17 protein-coding genes are annotated in these 19,308 nt (G+C 65.8%); 7 read left to right on the forward strand and 10 right to left on the reverse strand.

Going from position 1 to position 19,308, the window contains the following annotated elements; genetic code table 11:
• Positions 1-305: 305 nt before the first annotated feature.
• The 4 genes from ACMGFH_RS15945 (at position 306) to ACMGFH_RS15960 (ending at position 6,273) form a co-directional block, all read left to right on the forward strand.
• Positions 306-4,730 (forward strand): hypothetical protein, encoded by a 4,425-nt coding sequence (locus ACMGFH_RS15945; RefSeq protein WP_415379434.1) that lies wholly within the window; start codon positions 306-308, stop codon positions 4,728-4,730.
• On the forward strand, positions 4,727-5,344 hold the full coding sequence (locus ACMGFH_RS15950) for a hypothetical protein (protein ID WP_415379435.1): 618 nt from the start codon (positions 4,727-4,729) through the stop codon (positions 5,342-5,344). The genes ACMGFH_RS15945 and ACMGFH_RS15950 overlap by 4 nt, the downstream gene beginning before the upstream one ends.
• 99 nt (positions 5,345-5,443) lie before the next feature.
• Entirely contained in the window at positions 5,444-5,725 is a 282-nt protein-coding gene (locus tag ACMGFH_RS15955; RefSeq protein WP_415379436.1) for a hypothetical protein, read from the forward strand.
• The gene (locus ACMGFH_RS15960; RefSeq protein WP_415379437.1) at positions 5,722-6,273 is read left to right on the forward strand and encodes a hypothetical protein; all 552 of its coding nucleotides are present in this window, start codon (positions 5,722-5,724) and stop codon (positions 6,271-6,273) included. The genes ACMGFH_RS15955 and ACMGFH_RS15960 overlap by 4 nt, the downstream gene beginning before the upstream one ends.
• A gap of 911 nt (positions 6,274-7,184) precedes the next feature.
• Here ACMGFH_RS15960 and ACMGFH_RS15965 read toward each other — a convergent pair.
• The 7 genes from ACMGFH_RS15965 to ACMGFH_RS15995 form a co-directional block, all read right to left on the reverse strand.
• Positions 7,185-8,054 carry a transcription initiation factor IIB gene (locus ACMGFH_RS15965; RefSeq protein ID WP_415379438.1) on the reverse strand — a complete coding sequence of 290 codons (870 nt, stop codon included), beginning with the start codon at positions 8,052-8,054 and terminating at the stop codon, positions 7,185-7,187.
• A 260-nt stretch (positions 8,055-8,314) separates the two neighbouring features.
• A complete protein-coding gene (locus ACMGFH_RS15970) occupies positions 8,315-8,800 on the reverse strand; it encodes a DUF3592 domain-containing protein (RefSeq protein ID WP_415379439.1) in 486 nt (161 codons plus the stop codon).
• A 140-nt stretch (positions 8,801-8,940) separates the two neighbouring features.
• Positions 8,941-9,408, reverse strand: a complete 468-nt coding sequence (locus tag ACMGFH_RS15975; RefSeq protein ID WP_415379440.1) for a hypothetical protein — start codon at positions 9,406-9,408, stop codon at positions 8,941-8,943.
• 442 nt (positions 9,409-9,850) lie between these two features.
• A complete protein-coding gene (locus tag ACMGFH_RS15980; protein ID WP_415379441.1) occupies positions 9,851-11,521 on the reverse strand; it encodes an ATP-binding protein in 1,671 nt (556 codons plus the stop codon).
• Between the two features lie 120 nt (positions 11,522-11,641).
• Positions 11,642-12,100, reverse strand: a complete 459-nt coding sequence (locus tag ACMGFH_RS15985; protein ID WP_415379442.1) for an RDD family protein — start codon at positions 12,098-12,100, stop codon at positions 11,642-11,644.
• Between the two features lie 187 nt (positions 12,101-12,287).
• Complete coding sequence (locus ACMGFH_RS15990; protein ID WP_415379443.1) at positions 12,288-12,686, reverse strand: ArsR/SmtB family transcription factor; 399 nt, start codon at positions 12,684-12,686, stop codon at positions 12,288-12,290.
• A gap of 109 nt (positions 12,687-12,795) precedes the next feature.
• Positions 12,796-13,236 carry a winged helix-turn-helix domain-containing protein gene (locus ACMGFH_RS15995; RefSeq protein WP_415379444.1) on the reverse strand — a complete coding sequence of 147 codons (441 nt, stop codon included), beginning with the start codon at positions 13,234-13,236 and terminating at the stop codon, positions 12,796-12,798.
• 211 nt (positions 13,237-13,447) lie between these two features.
• Here ACMGFH_RS15995 and ACMGFH_RS16000 point away from each other — a divergent pair, with 211 nt between their 5' ends.
• Entirely contained in the window at positions 13,448-14,014 is a 567-nt protein-coding gene (locus ACMGFH_RS16000; protein WP_415379445.1) for a response regulator, read from the forward strand.
• Between the two features lie 67 nt (positions 14,015-14,081).
• On the opposite strand, the gene ACMGFH_RS16005 is transcribed toward ACMGFH_RS16000, so the two are convergent.
• From ACMGFH_RS16005 to ACMGFH_RS16015, 3 genes are all read right to left on the reverse strand, one after another.
• A complete protein-coding gene (locus ACMGFH_RS16005; RefSeq protein ID WP_415379446.1) occupies positions 14,082-15,632 on the reverse strand; it encodes a bacterio-opsin activator domain-containing protein in 1,551 nt (516 codons plus the stop codon).
• A 24-nt stretch (positions 15,633-15,656) separates the two neighbouring features.
• A complete protein-coding gene (locus ACMGFH_RS16010; RefSeq protein WP_415379447.1) occupies positions 15,657-16,859 on the reverse strand; it encodes a sensor histidine kinase in 1,203 nt (400 codons plus the stop codon).
• Positions 16,860-17,050: 191 nt separating this feature from the next.
• The gene (locus tag ACMGFH_RS16015) at positions 17,051-18,088 is read right to left on the reverse strand and encodes a Gfo/Idh/MocA family protein (RefSeq protein ID WP_415379448.1); all 1,038 of its coding nucleotides are present in this window, start codon (positions 18,086-18,088) and stop codon (positions 17,051-17,053) included.
• A gap of 126 nt (positions 18,089-18,214) precedes the next feature.
• Between ACMGFH_RS16015 and ACMGFH_RS16020 the strand changes: the two genes are divergently transcribed.
• Together ACMGFH_RS16020 and ACMGFH_RS16025 are read left to right on the forward strand one after the other, a co-directional pair.
• A complete protein-coding gene (locus ACMGFH_RS16020; protein ID WP_415379449.1) occupies positions 18,215-18,733 on the forward strand; it encodes a hypothetical protein in 519 nt (172 codons plus the stop codon).
• 75 nt (positions 18,734-18,808) lie between these two features.
• The gene (locus ACMGFH_RS16025) at positions 18,809-19,273 is read left to right on the forward strand and encodes a hypothetical protein (RefSeq protein ID WP_415379450.1); all 465 of its coding nucleotides are present in this window, start codon (positions 18,809-18,811) and stop codon (positions 19,271-19,273) included.
• The last annotated feature ends 35 nt before the right edge of the window (positions 19,274-19,308 follow it).

Here is a 19,308-nt window from a genome sequence, read left to right on the forward strand (position 1 = left end):
GCCGAATCGGAACACCCGAGCACGAACGGAGCGTCTCACCGCCGACCGATAACTGTTTTCAGAACTACAGTTCAGAAAGCGGTCTGATATGTGCGATAGTCGAGATATATCCGACGCAAGTCCCGTCAGTCACCGTTTTCGGACGACGTACCGGCTGGATTCGGCTTTGGCGACGAGTTCACGAAACGAGAGCAGACATTCAGCGTGCTCTTCAAGTCCGTACCGACTTTCGCACCCAACGTCAAAACAGGCAAATCATACGTAACATCATACACTTTTACAATAACTGGTAACTGAGGGAGGCCATGGGTTCGCTTGGGAAGATCGGGGCGCTCGGGTGCGTTCTATTGATTGTACTGGCGGCGGTTCCTCCGGTCGCCGGAGGTTCCGGGCAGGGAGTGGCGTTCACCGGCGTCGGTGCCGCAGGTAACGATACACCGCTCGCGGCCGCGGGCAATGTCCCGTCGGCGACACCGGTCGAGCTCAAAGGTGACGCGGCCACTGCAGTCGCCGGAATCGACGTCGAAAAGCGGCAATACCAATCGGCGCGCGACCGGGCTCACGACCGGCTGAACCGAACACTCACGAAGTACCGCGACCCGGTTCGCGTCGAGTCGATGGACGCGTTCACCGACGACGCGGTCGCCGTCCAGGCGTTGTCGAAACTCGCCGACACGGACGCGAATACGACCGCACTGCGGGCGAGTTACTACGTCGCGATCGCCGATAACAGCACAGCTCATCAGGCGATTCTCGACGCCGAGCGGGCGCTCAACCAGACAGAGGGGAAATTGGATAACCGTGGACAGCGCCGTAGCGCCGAGGCGCACGTCGAGAACGCGAAGCGTCAGTTCGACCGTGCTCAACGGATACTGGATCGGGCCGACCGTTCGGAGGGGCGACGAGCGATCCGACAACGCGCACAGGCGATCCGGACGATGCGGACCTCTTGGCAACAGGCCGAACAGGCACTGCACATGCTCGACCAGGGTAGCGCGACGACCGTTGCGATAGTCAACCGCGACGACCCGATCCGCAACGGGTCGACACCGGTCAATCGGACGTTGGACCTGCGATTCAGCGACGTCCGTCCGTGGACGCTCGGGAATCTCTCTGTGACCGTCGACGGCGAGCAACGGATCGACGCCCCTCTCGGGACGGGTGCGGCCGGACCTATCGAGAACGGGTCAAGCCGTCTCTCGGTTCAACTGGACGAACGAGTCACGAACATCACAGTGACAGTAACGGACGAGGACCGCAAACCGGGCGACGAGCGGAGAAATTCAGGTGGAGCCACCGCTGCGCGTGCGACACTACAGCTGGACGGCGACGGCCTCAGCGACAGGACCGAGCGTCGACTCGGTACCGACCCCCTGGACCCGGACAGTGACTCCGCGGAAACAGCAGGTGACGAAGCCGCCAACGGGACGATAGACGGGCGAGAGGACTTCGACAGCGACGGACTGGGGACGCTGACCGAACTGAAGTTGGGGACGGATCCGCTCGAACCGGACACGGACGGCGACGAGATCACAGACGGCAATGAGCGGATCTGGACCGAAACCGACCCACTCGCCCCCGACACAGATGGAGACGGCACCAGCGACGCCGACGAAGATCCCGACGGCGATACGCTGACCAACGCCGAAGAACTGGCCGAAGGCACCGACCCGCTGTATGCGGACGTCGACGGCGACGGGTTAGATGATGCCGCAGAGCTCGCAAACGGGACGGATCCGCTGAATCCCGACACAGACGACGACGGGTTGCTCGATGGGAAGGAAGTCCAGCCCCTGTTCGACACGGACCCGCTGGATCCCGATACCAACGACAACGGGGTCGAGGACGGTAACGAGACGTACACGACCGCGGCCGAGAACGAATCGCTGGGTGCGACAGTCGACATTACTGGCGAAGGAGACATCGCTGGGAAGACGACTATCGGCTCGCCGGACAACGTCCGGTATCGCGACGAGTACGCACCCAACGCGACGGTCGCACCGTTCGTCGAGTTCGACTCGCGGGCGAACTTCTCGACCGCGGCGATCACCGTCGAGTACGACGAGTCGCTGGTCCAGAGTTCCGAGGAGAATCTCTCGGTCTATCGGTTCAACGAGACCCACCAGCGCTACGAGCACGTCAACTCCACGGTCGACCCAGAGGCGAACACCGTCTCGGCGAACACGTCGCACTTCTCGACGTACACGGTCTTCGACGACAGCGCGTGGCTGGAGCACCTCCGCCACCGCAACGACATCCTCTCGTTGCGACCGAACGGCAGCAACACCGAGCGGATCGAGAACTGGACGTTCGAGTCGATGCCGTCGTCGATTGAGGACAGCAAGTGGTCCTGTAATGTCGAGCCGCGTGGCGATGGTTACAAGGACGAACCGGCGAACGGCGACTGCGAGATCGAGTCCGACAGCGACTCGATCCGCGTCTGGGAGAAGACCAATCGCGAGCGGTACCTGAATCGTTCGCAGACGCTGCCCGACGACGGGCCGCTGTTCGTGAAGGTGAAAGTGACGGCGCACGTTCAGAGTTCGTGGTCACATAGCGCGGCGGTATTGACGGTCACCTCCGAGGGCGAGGAGACGGACATCTACCGCCTGGAGACCGACTGGAGTTCGAGTTCGAAGACGCGAACGGCGACCCGACGGCTGAACATCACCGAGTACGCTGGCGAGAACGTGACCGTCTCGCTACGCGCCGATGCCCGCCACACCGGCGGCGACAACTCCTGGCTGCGAGCACACTACATCGACTTCGAAGCGCCCACTGAGGAGGTCGTCCAGCGGGATTCAGACGGCGACGGGATTCCCGACTTCCGCGAAGTGAAGGGTATCCCGCTCGCCAACGGCGACATCGTACATACAGACCCGTTCTCGAAAGACACCGACGGTGACGGCCTCGAAGACGGCGAAGAAGTCGACATCACCTCCCGAGTCACGCAGGAACCGCCGAACAGCCAGGCGCTGGAAACGGGCTACCGGTGGTCGAGCAACCCCGCTCTCGGACACAAAGACACCGACGGAGACGGATTGACGGACCGCCAGGAGATCTTCGGCTGGAACGTCTCGGTGGTGGAGCGATTCGGGCAGCCCTATCGCTGGGCGGCCGCGCCCCGGCATCAGACCGATAACCTCTCGGTGAGTTCTGACCCGACCGAACGAGACACCGACGGGGACGGATTGAACGACACGCAGGAGAAACTATACACCCACACTGACCCCGAAGCCGTTCAGACCTACAACATCACGACCGAACGTGAGCAGACGTTCCAGAACGTCTTCCAGGGACAGAAGTCCCTCGAAGAGTGGCGCCTCAAGGCCGAGATGGGTATTCGGAGCGATCAGCTACCCCTGATCGACGACGTCGAAGACCCGGACTTCACCGACGGCACGGACGACTTCGACTTCGTCACCGTCAACAGTGCACCTGGGCTTCATAGATTCAATTTCACGGCGCTAGATGGTCGAAATCGGACGGACTACTGGCTGTCGAACAAGATGGAAGTCGGAAGGTACGACGACCCTCCGCGGGAGGCGACCGTCCACGACGCCTACCAGTACCGGACTGATCCCTGGGACCCCGACACGGACGACGACGGGCTCACCGACGGGCAAGAGATTGACGGGGTGAAAACTGAAATAAACGGAGCAGATGAGGTCTTCGCTACTGATCCTACGGAGGCAGATACCGATGGAGACGGTTATTGGGACGGTTGGGCTGGTGTTTATAATTTGAGTTCTGACCGCGGGATACCAATCACAGATAACGTGGTTCTCTATCGAGAGCATCTCCAGACAGGTAGTGGTATCTCCGGTAACGAAGTCGTCCAAAATCAGATTGGTATCCACGAAGCGTCCAGCGGGACAATGGGCGCTGAACTCTACGATGACGGAACTCAATACCACTCAAATATTCATATAGGCGAACTACAATGGGAAGCGTCACCAACGGACGAAAGCGAAACTCCGGATCCAAGCGTCGATATCGAAGTCGACTATCACGCAGATAGTACCAATCCAGTTGAGAACGAGCAGTGGCGCAAGACTATCGAGGAAAATTATGCGATGTACAGTATCGAGGTCAACTTTGTCGCTACCCAGCATACGGATATTATCGACGGCAGCGACCTCTCTACATGTCTCTCTGGCGTGTGCCTCACTGATCATAGGCAACCATTCACAGTTAAGGACATCTATTGGATACAGGACAACTACCATGATACAGATACACTCTATATGTTCGTTGGAAACGTCACTGACGACCCCACCAAAAAGTTACACCATCCTAATCAAGGAGGTGTCCGTCGTCACACAGGGAACCGCGATGAGACAACTTGGGTGAGTGCATTCATCAACGGAAATACTGAACAAAGAGATTTCAATGAGATCCCTGCTAACAGATGGGGCATCTCACGCGATGAACAGATACGTTCAATGATGCTAAAAACATCAGTCCACGAGATCGGCCATGTACTGAACATGGGCGAGATCGACGATAACGGGGGCTCAGAGGTGTATAGCGGCGGTGGAAGCGATCGAACTCAGGAAGTCGTCTTTGACCACGCGCAGGGTGGAGTCGGAGTCACAGAGTGGAGTGTTATGTCTGGCGATACCTTAGAGGACCAGTTCCTCCCGCCCACCAACGAGACGTACTTCGCATTCAGTATTGAGGAAGTCTTGAGTGTAAGCACTGATGATTGGCAGGTAGAGGGGCGATGAACAAACGTCTCGCCGTCGGTACGGGTATCGGCCTCGTGATACTCGTAACTGCGGTACTCATTGGACTCGGCGGCGGGATACTACCGGCTGCTGTCGACGAGACGAAAACACCGACAGCCAACCCCTCAGCGGAAACGATGAAACCCGAAACGGATGCTGGCTCCCCATATCAGACCGCGCGCGTCGGAGTTGATCTCGTGGACTGGGATCAGTGGCCGGCGATCGATGAGCCTATCGGTGTGAATGTCAGCGCGGAAGCACGCGGATACACCAATCTCTCGTACGACGACCTACGGCTGTGTGCCTACGACGAGAATGGGAGCGTCCTCTTCGCGAAACCGCTCGGGTCGCTGCGCTCACCTGATAGTGGGACGTTCTATCGCGTCTACACTGTCAACATGACCACCACGACTCCACCTGCGTACGTGACTGTCGACCATCCCGGTCTCCGCAACGACACGCGGGTTATGGTCGACGTTCTAACCTGGGACGCTGAGACTGAGCAACTAAACCGGCGCACGTCCAACAACTATACCTCGCTTGTAGAGGTGATCAACCGGAATCAGGATGAATTCTCGTTCCCGCGCACACACAAGGTCGGAAGATGTGGTTGACACGGTCGGACTCGGTGGCTATAGAGCGTGACCAGTGAACGCGTAATCCAAGAGGCCAGTCATCAGCGTTGGCGATTCACCAACCCGGACGAGTATTTCATGCTCACCGCGGTTCACGAAGTCGGCCACCTCCTCGACGCCGGGTTCAACGACGAGACCGAGTCGATGGGCGAAGTATATTCGGGGGACCCGTCCGACAGTACATCAGAATACGTGGAACTTCCCAGTGGATCGAGTCCAGATAGTTGGAGCGTGATGGCCAGCGGTTGGCAACAGTACTACGGCAGCGCTCCGATGAATGGAAACTACGTGGCGTTCAGCGTCGAAGAACTGTTCACTGTCGATATCGAACACGTCGACAGCAGGGATCAAGACCCATGAATAGACGTGTCCTGACGCTTGTCGTAGCGATATGCGTCGTGCTGTCCGGGTGTCAGGGCTTCACCGGCGGACCCTCACCGCCCGAAACATCGACAGAAACGACGACTCCCGCAGTCGAGGCTGCAGCCGCGCAGACGGGGACCCCGACACCGCAGACGGACACTGTACCGGTGGTCACCGAACAGGTCAATCCGACGTGGAGCTTGTCGCTGTTGATCGTAGATGCGACCCCTGAACCCGGCGGAACGTTCAACGCAACCGTCGCCACCGGTGGGAGACATACTGGAGTGATCTCTGGTGTAGTGGTGCAGTTTATCGCCGAGAACGGTACTATTATCTCCGAAGTCCCTATCGGAAATATAACTCAACTCGGCACCCGGCACTGGATCAACACGACGATACCCACAGTCCCCGTATACATCGTTCCGAAAGTTGAAGAGTGGGATACGCCTGAGTCGGAATTCGTTCAGATACAGGGGACTTACATCACGGAAGATGGTGAGTTCCGCCCGTATACGGTGACAGACCCGGCGAACTTCACGCGGTGATCACCGCGTTCGACGGACCATCGATAATCAGGAGACCGTGATGAATTATCGCAAACTGTTTGTATTCCCGATCGTTTTACTCATCCTCTTAGGCGGATGTACGTTCCAGTCAAGCCCAACCCCTTCTATTCCGGAGACTTCGACTGGCAGTGGCGGGGGCCACGATACGAGCACTGGAGAGATTTCTCTAACGACCCAGAAACTGGTCACAGATAACGGGACGTTCGAATACGAGGCTCGTATCTCTTTAGATTTCTACATCGAAGAACGAACGTTTTCGAACGTGACCCTCTGTCTCTACGACGCCGAGGGGGCAGTGTTAAATTCGACTGTCATTGGTGATCTCAGTCCACCAGTAGATCACGAGACTGTCCGAATATCGGCTAACACTACTCCGAAGTATGTTGTAGCGGATCATATCGGATTTCACCAATACAGAAAGATGCAGGTCATGTTTCTAGTTCACAAGTCCGGCGATTTCACTTCCGGCTTTTCCTACGACGCGATCAGCTTTGATTATCCGCGGCCGAATAGATCAAGAACGTGCCTCTGATAGGATGGTGGCGAATCCTTCGGCGGTAATTAGCGATCGGTACTGTGATCGAATATGAAAACATAGGGAATCTGTACATATCCACTGATGTCTTCATAGCTACCGACAGGACTCCAAAATACGTGATAATATACATACCGAGTTTCTGGACAGACGTAAATATCGACGTAAGCTATGTTGTTCAGGAGGGTGGCCGTGTACTGGACGTCGTTGACGCCGGCGACTATCGTCGTGGTCGCTCCGCTGTCTGAGACGCTTTGATAGAATGTCTCCGGAAGTCAGACCGACGCCCGAGTCGGCCGCCGGTACAATGAGGATGTGTGATTACTGAAGTCGAGTCACTCTAGTGAAGTAGAAGTCAGTCGCCGCCCTCGATCAGTGCCTGGTAGGTCGCCCGGAGGGTGACCGGCGTCACGCCGGCGACGTCGGCGGCCTCCTGCTGGGTGAGCGGGTAGGCGCGCTCGTCCGCGGCGGTGTAGAGACAGCCGGCGGCGACGCCGGCGGGGTTGCGCCCGGTGACGTGGTTTCGTTCGCGAGCGTCCTCGACCAGTTCGCGGGCGCGGCCCTCCAGGTCCTGCGGAAGGTCGAGATCGCTGGCGAACCGGGCGAGGTACTCCGCAGGGTCGATGGGGCCCGTCGGGAGGCCCAGTTCGCGGTTGAGCGCGTCGTAGGCCGCCGAGAGCTCCGCCTTCGACGCGCGGGCCTCGCCGACGACTTCGTCGACGGTTCGCGAGACGTCGGCCGTTCGGCAGGTGGCGTACACCGTCGCCGCGGCGAACCCCTCCAGCGAACGTCCGCGCAGGAGGTCCTCGTCCTGGGCGGACTCGAAGAGGACGCAGGAGCGGTCGCGGATGTGGTCCGAGAGCCCGAGCGCACCGACGAGCCGACGGATCTCGGTGAAACCGTACACCTGATTGCGTTCGGCCTTCGAGCCGATCTTCGTGCGGTTGTGCTGGCGGCGGAGCCGCGCCATCCGCCGGCGCTTGCGGCCTTTGAGGCGGGTCGAGTGGCCGATCTCTGTAGAGAGGCCCCGGTCGTGGCGCGAGCGGGTCAGCGGCGCGCCCGTCCGCTCGCGGTTAGTGTCGTCGTCGTCGAACGACCGCCACTCCGGGCCGTGATCGATGTTGTCCTCGGCGACCACGAGGCCGCAGCTCGCGCAGACCGTTTCGCTGTCGTCGCTTCGCAGGCGCCCGTCGCATTCCGGGCACGCAGTGACTGTCGTGCTCATATGCGACGCTTCGCCCGGAGGACGGTTAATAAACGGTGCGGTCGGCCCGGGTTTCGAGCCCGCTCGCGGCCGATCCACCGACCGGTAACCGGTAGGTTGCAGAAACCGAGGTCCCGGACCGGACAGTCGCGGTGGTCCCAGCCGTCGATCGGCGCGTGCCGTCCGGCGACCGGCGTTCGGGCCTGTGTGGAGACGCGATTACTACGGATCGGGTGACGCCTCCACCGACACCGATATCGAACTCGACGCGATCGCCGCGGCTACGATCGAACGAGCGAGATAACGCCGAGGAACGCGAACAGGGCGCCGAACCCCATTACCTTCAGCGGCGCGTTCGACGTCTCGGCCTTCAGAAACCCGGTGGCCGGCGAATCGGGGTCGACGTACGCGGTGACGGTCTCGCCCGTCTGGTACTCTTCGAGGACCGATCGAGCGGCGGACCGCGTGTCGAGATTCGACTCCGTGTTCGCCGGATAGATCCTGTCTCCGGTGTAGGTCGCTCCCTGATAGGAGTACTCGAACGAGACCGCCGGTCTGTACTCGGTTCCGCCCCGCCGCGATGCGGACGCCTCGATGTCCGTGCCGGTGATCGTCGCCTCGACTTCGACGGCGTTGGAGACGGCGTCGGACTGCTGGACGTGGTCGTAGCCGCCGTAGCCGGCGATCGCGACGCCGACGACGATCACGAGGACGGAGAGACGAGCGGAGTTCTCCCCGTCGCCGCCGATGGAAACTCTCGGGGACATACCGAAACCCGACTCCCCGAACGGACGTAAAAAGAGGACCGCCGTCTCACGGACAGAAACAGGTGCCGCCGAGGGACCCATTCCGATGGCTCCCGGCTGGCAACCCGTACGGCGCGGGACCGGAGTTGGCACAGGGAGACCTACAGGTCCGAGAAGTCCTCGCCGACGCGGAAGTCGATCGGAGCGTCGAGGTCGGCGGCACCGAGCACGATCGCGAGCCGGTCTTCGTCGGGCGAATCGATCCGCACCGTCTCGCTGGCCGCCGACACACCGTCGATCTCGACGTCGTCCAGTTCGACGGAGACGTCGCACGAGCCCGCTTCGGCCCATATCTCTCTGTAGACCGCGACCGACGACTCGTCGTCGTCCGACGAGGCCAGCTCGAAGTCGTCGTCGAGCAGCGTCGCGTCGGCGGGGCCGACGACCTCGACCGACCCGCGGACTCGTCCGTCGGTCTCGTTGAACACGTTCACGTGTTCGAGCAGTTGGTTCCCGACAGCGTCGAGGGCGACGGAACACCCGGCAGTCGCCGCCAGCGCCGTTACGCCGAGGCCGGCGAGCACTGTCCGTCGAGAGAAGCGATCGTCGCGGGGAGGGCAGGCGGTCATGATTGGTCCCGTTCGGACGTTCGATCCATTCGCCGGTAAACGGCGAGTCGCTCTCTCCGAGCGTGAAACGCGAGGCGAACCGTTTTACCGATCGACGAGTCGGATCTCGCCGTCGGAAACACCGCGGGGGGCTCTTTGAACGTCCCGTCCCAAGCTATCGGTGCCCGCACGACACCGTGCGGGCGCCGACGGTTCCCCGATCGGAGTGCCGCCCTCCGACTGATCTGCCCGTCGGTACTCCCGCCCCACCCACGTCCCCGCTGTCAGGGGGAGGCGGCCGCCTCGTCTCCGGCCGCGTTCCCGTCCTCCGTTTTCACCCGGCCGCGTTCCCGACCTCCGTTCTCACGCTCGACGTTTCCGTCCGTGCGCTATCAGCGACTGGTCGGCCGCGGCGCCGACGCTCCGTGCCGTCGGCTGCAGGAAAACGAGCGGGGAGACCACTCTACGAGACGGACTCGACTCCGTAGAGCCGGACGGTCACGACGCTGCCCCGTGGGTCGTTCTCGGCGAACTCGAGGTCGCCGCCGAGTTGCGTGACCGCCCAGTTGACGAACCAGAGGCCGAGCCCCCGGCCGTGTTCGAACTGGGTCTCGGTGCCGTCGTCGACGACCCGTCGTTCCCGTTCGGGGATCCCCGGCCCGTCGTCGGCGACGGTGAGTTCGGCGACCGTCTCGGGGCCCGAACGGACCCCGATCTCGACCCGGGGCGAGTCGCCAGCGTGCGTGAGCGCGTTGTCGACCAGTTCGGAGAGGACCTCTTCGAGGACCCGTCGGTGGGACGTGACCACCAGTTCGTCCGGGCAAGTGAGCGAGACGTCGCCGTCGCGGTCGGCCGTTCGATACCGTTCGACGACGGTGCGGGCGGCCTCCGCGAGGTCGACGGATTCGGGCGCCCCGGTCGCAGCCGTCATGACGTCCTCGGCCTCCCGGGCGCGTTTGCTGAGGGCGACGAGGTCGGTCGCGCTGTCGCGGATCCCGGCGCGCAGTCCGTCGTCGTCGACGCGGTCGGCGTGCGCGAGGACGACGTCGAGTTCGTTGCGGACGTTGTGCCGGAGGACGCGATTGAGGACCGCGAGGCGCTGCTCGCGGGTCCGGCGGTCCGTCACGTCCCGGAACAGGACGGCCCGCGCGACGGGATCGGTCCCGTCGTCGGCCGCGTCGGCGTCGTCGACCGCCGAGACGCTGAACCGGAACTGGCGGCGCCCCTTCGTCGTCCCGAGGGCGACTCGCCCGGTCGCGTCCGCCGAGAGGTCCGTCCCCTCCAGCCCGTCCGCGACCGACCGGATCGGCTCGCCGATCATCGCTTCCGGCGACGTGTCGAACAGTTCCGCCGCCGTCGCGTTGGCGTCGAGGACGCGCCCGTCCCAGTCGACGACGACGACCGCCTCCTGGAGCGCCTCCACGACGCGGGTCCGCGCGACGTAGTCGGCCTTCGGGAACCCGGTCAGCAACGGATACCGCCGGACCGCCACCGCGAAGAGACCGCCGGACAGCAACAGTCCGACGGTGAGACCGTCGGCGATCCCCTCGCCACCGGCCGCGCCGGCGAGGTACGGCGCCGAGACGGCGGCTATCGGGACCGCGATCTGCGGGAGCGAGACCCGGTCGTGGTTCCGCGCGAGGTCGAGCAGCAGGTACGTCGCGTAGCAGATCAGCGCGAACAGGTACATCATCTCCGTCGCCAGCAGGGAGGCGAGGACGCCTTCTGCCGCCGACACCGAGGGGCCGCCGTCGGCGAGCCCGACGGCGATGGCGACGGCCGCGCCGACGACCGGGAGCGCGATACCGACGAACATGAGGACCCGCCACCGGGTCAGGCCGGTCCCGCGACCGGTGTAACTGAGCACGTACACCGTCCACACCCCGGGCAGGAGCAGAACGATGCCGATCTGCGTGAAGACGACCGCCGTGGAGACCGGCGACACGTCCGAGATCACCGGTAGTTCCGACACGACCAGACAGCCCGCCCAGAGCGTCAGCCCGGCGAGCAGGGCGACGAACGGTCGCGCGCTGGGCCGGTCGCGGGCCTGTGCGGCGCCCCACGTCGTCCGGCCGAGAAGCGCGACTGCTGTGACGTCGAGGCCGACGGCGGCGATCGTCCCGACGAGTGTCATCGTGCTGTGCCTCTCAGTCCCCGGTACTCGGTCGGACGTAAAGAACGCGGTGGAGTCCGTACCGGCTGATCGCAGTGCCGTGCGGGGGTCGCCGCGACGTCGGAGAGGGGGACACGGGTGTCACGGTCGGACGACTGCCGTCCCGCCCAGTCGGTCACCGATCCGCCGCTGTTCGTCCGAGACGACGATCGCGGCGATGCCCACGAGGTAGACGAACGGGAGCCAGTCGACGAGGCGCGCGACGTTGCGGATCAGCGACGCCCCCAGCGACAGCGGCGCGCCGTCGTCGGCTACGACGCGGACGCTCACGAGCGCTTTCCCGATCGTCCTGCCGAACTGCCACTCCAGGAGCGTGTGATAGCCGATCCCGATCGCCAGCCACAGCGTCATCGACGCCAGCGCGGCCCCGCCTTCGAGGTCGGAGGTCACGCTCCCGGCGGTGGCCTCGATCTGTCCGGTCGCAGCGGCCACCGCGAACGCCGCGACGAACGACCCCGCGAGCCAGACGACCGAGTCGATCGCCATCGCGACGCCGCGGATACCGACCCCGCAGCGGTCGAGTCCGTCTGTATCTTGCATCTGTACGCCAAACTCCGCCGGGGACGGGCAAAGAGCCGCGTGCGGTGTTTCCGGCGCTGAGATCCCTTCGAACTGGGTTTCCGGCGTCGGTTCGGTCCGCGCTTCACTGCGCGCCCCTGCCGGCCGGCCCGGGCCCGGTGGCCGGTCCCTCGCCTCCGGGTTCGACTGTCGGGCGATCCGCGTCCGTCTATTCGGTCGCGCTCGCCGCCGAGCGGTCGACGCCGTCGGTCGCGCCGTCGGTCTCGCCGGACGTCTCGTCCGGGAGGGAGATTTCGACCTCGTCGAGGACGACCCGGAACTCCTTGCGGTGCTGGCCGTCGGGGTGGATCGCCATCGACGCCGAGACGATCCCGGCCCGTTCGAGGCGGTCCAGCCGCCGGTACACCGTCGGTCGGGAGACGCCCGACCGCTCGGCGATCGCGCGGGCCGGGAGCGACTCGTCACCCAGCGCCGACAGGACCCCTCTCGCGTACTCGTCGCCCAGTATCGAGAGGAGTCGGTCGCCGTCGACGGCCGGTTCGGTGTCTGATCCGCTCTCGGAAGGGTCGCTCGCGCGTGCCTGCTCGGAACGTCGGTGTTCTCGCATGGTGGGACGGGTCGACGTCCCCGCCGGCCCTGTACTGCGGTGCTATCACTCGCAACCGAAGCGGATCGACCGCTCTAGTAATACAGAGGGCGGTCGGCGAGGAGTCGGATCACGAGCGCGGACCGACCCGGACCGAGACGCCGTCCCGCCCGAACCGGAGGCGGAGCCGATCGGCGACTACTCGGAACCGTCGGCGGTGGTGGCCCTCGGCGCCGATCGACAGGCGACCCTCGACGAGGCCGGCCGATTCGAGCGCGTCGAGCCGTCGGTAGACGGTCGCTCTCGACGCGTCGACCCGCTCGACGAGTTGCCCCGCGGCCAGCGGCCCGTCGTCGAGGGCGCGCAGGACCGCTCGCGTGTGATCGTCGCTCAGAAGCGAGAGCACCGTGCCAGTTTCAGCCGTCGGACCGGACGCCGATCCGTCTCTGCGCTCGCCGCTCGTCGCACGTCGCGCGTCGCATCCGTCCCGTCTCTGCTCGTCCGAGACGGTCTCGGCGTCGCGTTCGACGGGCGATCGGTCGGGAGCGCGGAGGAGCTCTGACTTCGACATCGGTATCCCTGGGTTGTGACGGCGCGACTCTGTAGGTGGACGCTGCTATCCGGCATCGGAGGCGGATTGCGGCTCTAGTAATCGGCAGACTCCCGGAGCGGACCCGGCTCTCCCGGGTCGGGTCTCGCCGTCCACGTTCGCATCGCTTCACCGTGGCGTCGCGCCGTCGATGTATCGGGATATTAGTGCGACGGGCGGATCACACGGAGGTATGGGCGACGACATGCGCGTGGAGGACCCGCGGGTGCTGATGGTCGACGACGAGAAGCGGGTCGCCGACGCGTACGCGCTCCGGCTGGAAGACGTCGCCGACGTGGCCGTCGCGTACGGCGGTGAGGAGGCGCTGGCGGTCCTCGACGAGCAGCGGGTGCCGGACGTGGTCCTGCTCGATCGTCACATGCCGGGGCTGTCCGGCGACGAGGTCCTCGAACGCGTCCGCGAGCGCGACCTCACGACGCGCGTCGTCATGGTGACCGCGATCGATCCGGACCTGGGGGTCCTCGACATGCCGTTCGACGACTACCTCTCGAAGCCGGTCGAGCGCGAGGACCTCTGCGCCGCCGTCGACCAGCAGTGTCAGGTGCTGTCCTACGAGCTGCTCGGCGAGTACTTCAGCCTCGAATCGACGCGAGCGGTCTTCGAATCGGACGTCTCCACCGACGACCGGGAGCGAGTCGCCGAGATCGAGCGGCGGTGCGCGGAAGTCGAACAGCGGGTGCGCTCCCTGCTGCCCGAGGCCGACGAGCTGCTGTCGACGTTCTCGCGTATCGACCGGTAGCGGGGGTACCGGTCCGCGAACTCGGCCGTGCGGCCGACGGATCCGGCCAATCCAGTAGGGGCACGTATCAGGAGTCGGGCGCCGGCTGCGGCCCGTCGGCGGCGTCGTAGAAGGCCTCGGCCAGGTGTTGCTGCGCGCGGCGGAGGTGATAGAGCATCGTCGACCCGGCGATGTCGAGCGTCTCGGCCACCTCCTCGGACGTGCTCCCGCGGGGCGACTCGAAGTAGTCCGACAGGTACGCGGTCCGCAGGACCGTCCGCTGTCTGTCGGTCAGTCGCTCGTCCAGCGCGTCCCGGAACGCCTCGGCGGACTCCGGGGTGCGACGCTTCTCCGCTTTGGCAGCCAGGGACGTCTCTTCGACCGTGGCGTCGACGGCCTCGACGGTCCGGCGGACGTCGCCGTCCGGCGGCACCTCGACGACGAGTCGCGCCGACCGGGGACCGTACTCCGCCGCGCCGACCGCCCCACCCCGGGCGGCCAGTGTCGTGACCGGCGTCTCGCCGTCGACCGTCACCTGGACGAGCGGATCCTCCTCCCGCCGGATCCACCGCAGGTCCGCGACGGCCTCCGCCCCGGCCAGCGCCTCTCCGAACGCCCCGCTCGTCCCGTCCGGACTGAGGTAGCAGACGACGGCGCCGTCCCCGCGGGGGACGGCCCCGTCGAGGGACACCTCGCAGTCCGCCTCGCGGGCGGCCCGGACGAACGGCACTGTGCTGTCCCGGACATCGACGGTCACCTCGGTGACCGTGTCGGCGACCAGCAGGCCTTCCTGGCGGATCGCCCTGATCGCGAATCCGGCGACGCGGCCCAGGGTTTCGAGACCGGCCCGCTCCTCCTCGCCGAACCCGTCTTCCTGTCCCGAGTACACCGAGACGACGCCGTAGGTCGTCCCCTGGTAGGCCATCGGGACGACGAGACACGACTGGAGGCCGCGGCCGAACGCCGCGCGTCGGACCCGGCGAGGAACCCGCTCGTCGCCCGCGATGGCCTCGACGAGCCGCGACTCCCCGTCGGTGAGCGCCCGCTCTTCCGGGAGCGTCGCTCCGTCTGCCAGGGCGTCTTCGACCCGGTCGAGCACGTCCGGCGCCGACCCCGCCGAGGCGAGGACGCGCAGGCGGTCCGCGGAGAAGTCCCGCTCGCCGACCCAGACGAACCGGTAGAGGTCGGTCTCGCCCAGTCGGTCGCAGACCGTCTCCCCGACGTCGGCCCGCCCGGACGCGCCGAGGACGCGACGCAGGACCATCGTGACGAGCGCGTGAATCCGCTGGACGCGGTCGAGGCGCCGCCGGAGCCGGTCGACCGCCTCCTCCGTCTCGCGTCGTTGCGTCCGGTCCCGGACGTAGACGGTGACGGTCTCCTCGACCGCGACGTCGACCGCGAGCCACCGCTCGATCCGCGGGTAGTACTCCTCGAACGACCGGGGGGCCGGTGACCCCTCGAACGTATCGCGGAGCGTCCCGCTGGCCGACTTCGGGAAGCACTCGCGGACGTCCGCACCGTCGAGCGCGTCCGGGTCGGCCCCGATCGCCGCCGCCGCGGTCTCGTTGCTGTCTACGATCCGACCCTCGGTCGTCGTTTCGATGACGCCGAGGGGGGCCTGGCGCAGTTGTTCGTTCATAGCTGTGTGATTCCGTCGCTCCATTCAGGTCTCGCAGTCGGTCGCCGACCGGGGCCGAAACTCGAACCTGGCGCCGCCGGCCCGTCCGTCGGTGAGCGAGACGCACCAGCCGTGCGCCTCGGCGATCCGTTCGACGATCGTCAGCCCGAGCCCGGTCCCCTCGCCGTCCGCGGCGGAGTAGCCCGGCTCGAAGACGCGCTCGCGCTCGTCCGGCGGGACGCCGACCCCGTCGTCGGCCACAAAGAAGCCGCCGTCGACGCCCCCGACGGTGACGCGGAGGTCGCGGTCGCGCTCCCGACCCGCGGCGTCGCTGCGGTCCGTCGAGCACGGCTCGACGGCGTCCTCCGGAGCGTCAGCGACGGAGGGCTCGACGGAACTTGTTCCGTCGGCGTCCTGGCGAGCCTGCGAGCCAGGGCTCGTGGAACCGTGTTCCACGGCGTCCTCCGGAGCGTGCGACGGAGGGTTCGTCGAGCCGTGCTCGACGGCATTCCGGAAGAGGTTCTCGAACAGCCGCTGCAGGCGGTCGGCGTCGGCCGCGACGGTCGAGAGGTCGTCGGCGACCGCGAGCGACGCGTCGTCGGTCTCGACGGTCGCCCAGGCGTCGGTCGCCACGGACTCGACGGCGACGTCGGCGACGGTGTCGAGCGCCTCCGGGCCGCGGGCGAGCGCGAGGACGTCCCGGACGATCCGCTCCATCCGGTCGTGGGACCGCCGGACCTGGTCGAAGTGCTCCGGGTCACCCGTCTCGCGCGCCGCCCGGAGGTGAGCGTTCGCGACGTCGAGCGGGTTCCGGAGGTCGTGCCCGATGACGCTCGCGATGCGGTCGCTCCCCGTCCCGCGGGCGTCTCCCGACGGCGCGGTCAGCAACACGTATCCGTCGACCGCCCCGGTTGCGGCTCCGTCGAGGGTTCGGAGTCGGTGGTCGGCCGGACCGGCCGCCGACGCGTCCGCTCGACCGGTGCCGAGTTCGACGTCGACCGACCGACCCTCGGCGAGCGACGAACAGACGGCCGTCGCCGTCGCGTCCGTCGCGGCCGTCTCGCGCGGTAACCACCGCTCCAGCGGTTCGCCGGCGGCCTCGCCCCCGAACGACGCGTCGAAGGCCTCGTTGGTCACCGCGACGACCGGGTCCCCTTCGGGGCAGTCGTACCCTGCGACCGGGTCGGGGATCGAGTCGATCGGAACGGTGAGAGCGGCGGAATCGCCGTCCGCGCCGTCACTCGCCATCGGTATCAACGGCCCCCTGTGCGCGGGCGGGCGCGTCGGCGCGGCCCGCCGGACGGACCGGGCCGGTTCGCGATCGGCCGGGTCCGCGGTCACTCGTCTGTATCACAGTCGGGTGGTGCCGCTCCGAACCCATAGGTGCGTCCTCTAGCTATACCGAGAACCGGGGTGAAAATGTTGCGACCGAGAGGCGTTTAGACGCCGCGGACCGCGTCGAGCGGGACGCGGTCGCCGGTCTCCGACGAGCGGTACGCCGCGAGGATGATGTCGACGGCCGTGCGGGCCTCTCGCCCGGGGACCTCGGGTTCCCGGCCCTCCCGGACCGCGGTCACGAAGTCCTGGACGACGCCCGTGTGGTTCGCGCCGGCGTGGTGGGGGTCGCCCTCCACGGTTTGCTGTTCGGTCTCTGCGTGGAACCGCGACTCCTCGCCGGTGCCGACCTGAAAGTCGGTGATGTCGGTCTCGTCGAGCGCGATGGTCCCCTCGGTGCCGTTGATCTCGGTCCGGTCGGTGCCGCCCTTGGTGGCCGTGGTGACCGCGACGGTGCCGACGGCCCCGTTCTCGAAGCGCAGGACGAGCGCGCCGGTGTCCTCGCACTCCAGATCGCGGTCGAGCGCGTCCATCTCGGCCTGGACGGACTCGACGCCCCCCATGATCCACTGGAGCGCGTCGAGCGAGTGGATCCCCTGGTTCATGAACGCGCCGCCGTCCATCTCGCGGGTGCCTCGCCAGGCCGCGTCGTCGTAGTAGAACTGCGGCCGGAACCACTTGACGTGTGTGTCGCCCAGCACGGGCCGGCCGATCTCACCGTCGTCGACGGCCCGCTTCGCCCGGCGGAGCCCCGGTTCGAAGCGCCGCTGGAAGACGCCCGCGAGCGTGACGTCCGCGTCCTCGCACGCCGCGATCATCCGGTCGACGCGCTCGGCGGTCACGTCCAGCGGTTTCTCGCAGAGGACGTGCGCGCCCGCGTCGGCGACGGACGTCGTCACGTCGGCGTGGGTCCCGCTCGGCGTGCAGACGCTCACGGCGTCGATGTCCCCGTCGTCGACCATCGTCGCCGGGTCCTCGTAGGTCTCGGGCACGTCGTGGTCGTCTGCGAACGTCTCGGCGGCGTCGGCGTCGAGGTCGGCGCAGGCCGCGAGCGTGGCGCCCGACGCGTCGCGGACTGCCTCGGCGTGTGTGTTCCCGATTCCTGCGCATCCGACGATCCCGTATCTGAGCGGATCAGCCATGCACACGTGGCCCACGGCCAGCCGCAAGTATCTGCCGTCGCCGGAGAGAACGGCTGAGATCGCACGCCCCCTCCGGTGGTGTCGAACCACCAACACTTAAACCGGAGAGGGGCGAAGTCGCCGGCAATGGGGCTGTCGGACATCGCCGCGGGGATCGAGGTGGTCGACGAGCAGCGCGACTCGGGGGTCGCGACGGTCGACCGGACCGCCGATCCGCTCGCCGACCGGCTGGAGCCGTTCGCCGACGACCTCCCCTGCACGCCCGGGGGAGCCGCGACGCTCGTCGACGCCTACGCCGAGGGCAAGAGCGTCGGCGCGAGTTCGCGCGTCGCCGGGATCGCCCCCACCGACGGCGCGAAGGCGCTACACCTGTTCGGGGAGTCGGTCTCGCCGGTCGGCCCGATGGGTCGGGAGATCGTCGGCGACTGGCTCGCCGGGGAGCTGGCCCGGACCGAAGCCGTCGAACTCGCCGGCGTCTCCGACCAGGAGTTCGCGCTGGCGGCGTACGTCGAGACCCACGACCCGATCGATGGCGCGATGGAAGCCGTCGAGGGAGCCCTCTCCCTGGACGGCGACGGCTCGGTGGCCAAACGCGACGAACTGGGTGAGACGATGGACGGCCTCGGCGACCTGGGGAACTTCTGAGCGAGCTCCGTTCGATCCCAGTATCAGACAGAAGTAACCGTAACTTTCTATCCAGTCCGTGAAAAAGACGGGGCAATGGCGCGGCTGGAGAACGTCCCCGTGGAAGCGCTAGAGACCGCGCTGGACGGATCGAGCGGGGCGACGGAAGCCGAGCGGCTGGTGATGGCGGTCATCTACAAGCGAGGGCCGTCCGTGCCGATGATCGCGGAGTGGCTCGACGTCCGCGAACAGTCGATCTACCGGTGGTTCGGCCGGCTCGGAGCCGTCGTCGGCGTCGAATACACCCGCCGCCACGTCCGCAGACTGCTGAAAGACGCCGGCCTCAGCCGGGCCGAGCGGTCGAGGACCGAGGCAGTCGGCGCCGACGGCCGTGCCGAGTTCTGGAGCGCGACCGACGAGTGGCCCGACCGCTGCCGGTACGTCGGAACGCCCCCCGTTTCACCGAGAGATCCAGGTGAGCCGAGAGGGCCGGGAGAGCCGAGAAAGCCGGGAGAAACGGTACGATTCTGGCAGTGCCCGACACAGCGAGATCCGGTCTAGATCGGGGCGAAGAACCATATATTTTCACATATATC

This window comes from Halosimplex rarum (assembly GCF_047715405.1).
In the GTDB taxonomy this organism is placed as follows: domain Archaea; phylum Halobacteriota; class Halobacteria; order Halobacteriales; family Haloarculaceae; genus Halosimplex; species Halosimplex rarum.

Excerpts from the sequence above, each read along its gene's own strand:
- ACMGFH_RS15950 (WP_415379435.1), top strand. The coding sequence starts at position 4,727 with ATGAACAAACGTCTCGCCGTCGGTACGGGTATCGGCCTCGTGATACTC.
- ACMGFH_RS15945 (WP_415379434.1), top strand. The coding sequence starts at position 306 with ATGGGTTCGCTTGGGAAGATCGGGGCGCTCGGGTGCGTTCTATTGATT.
- ACMGFH_RS15955 (WP_415379436.1), top strand. The coding sequence starts at position 5,444 with ATGCTCACCGCGGTTCACGAAGTCGGCCACCTCCTCGACGCCGGGTTC.
- ACMGFH_RS16000 (WP_415379445.1), top strand. The coding sequence starts at position 13,448 with ATGGGCGACGACATGCGCGTGGAGGACCCGCGGGTGCTGATGGTCGAC.
- ACMGFH_RS15970 (WP_415379439.1), bottom strand. The coding sequence starts at position 8,800 with ATGTCCCCGAGAGTTTCCATCGGCGGCGACGGGGAGAACTCCGCTCGT.
- ACMGFH_RS15980 (WP_415379441.1), bottom strand. The coding sequence starts at position 11,521 with ATGACACTCGTCGGGACGATCGCCGCCGTCGGCCTCGACGTCACAGCA.
- ACMGFH_RS15960 (WP_415379437.1), top strand. The coding sequence starts at position 5,722 with ATGAATAGACGTGTCCTGACGCTTGTCGTAGCGATATGCGTCGTGCTG.
- ACMGFH_RS15990 (WP_415379443.1), bottom strand. The coding sequence starts at position 12,686 with ATGCGAGAACACCGACGTTCCGAGCAGGCACGCGCGAGCGACCCTTCC.
- ACMGFH_RS16025 (WP_415379450.1), top strand. The coding sequence starts at position 18,809 with ATGGCGCGGCTGGAGAACGTCCCCGTGGAAGCGCTAGAGACCGCGCTG.
- ACMGFH_RS16005 (WP_415379446.1), bottom strand. The coding sequence starts at position 15,632 with ATGAACGAACAACTGCGCCAGGCCCCCCTCGGCGTCATCGAAACGACG.
- ACMGFH_RS15975 (WP_415379440.1), bottom strand. The coding sequence starts at position 9,408 with ATGACCGCCTGCCCTCCCCGCGACGATCGCTTCTCTCGACGGACAGTG.
- ACMGFH_RS15965 (WP_415379438.1), bottom strand. The coding sequence starts at position 8,054 with ATGAGCACGACAGTCACTGCGTGCCCGGAATGCGACGGGCGCCTGCGA.
- ACMGFH_RS16010 (WP_415379447.1), bottom strand. The coding sequence starts at position 16,859 with ATGGCGAGTGACGGCGCGGACGGCGATTCCGCCGCTCTCACCGTTCCG.
- ACMGFH_RS16020 (WP_415379449.1), top strand. The coding sequence starts at position 18,215 with ATGGGGCTGTCGGACATCGCCGCGGGGATCGAGGTGGTCGACGAGCAG.
- ACMGFH_RS15995 (WP_415379444.1), bottom strand. The coding sequence starts at position 13,236 with ATGTCGAAGTCAGAGCTCCTCCGCGCTCCCGACCGATCGCCCGTCGAA.
- ACMGFH_RS15985 (WP_415379442.1), bottom strand. The coding sequence starts at position 12,100 with ATGCAAGATACAGACGGACTCGACCGCTGCGGGGTCGGTATCCGCGGC.
- ACMGFH_RS16015 (WP_415379448.1), bottom strand. The coding sequence starts at position 18,088 with ATGGCTGATCCGCTCAGATACGGGATCGTCGGATGCGCAGGAATCGGG.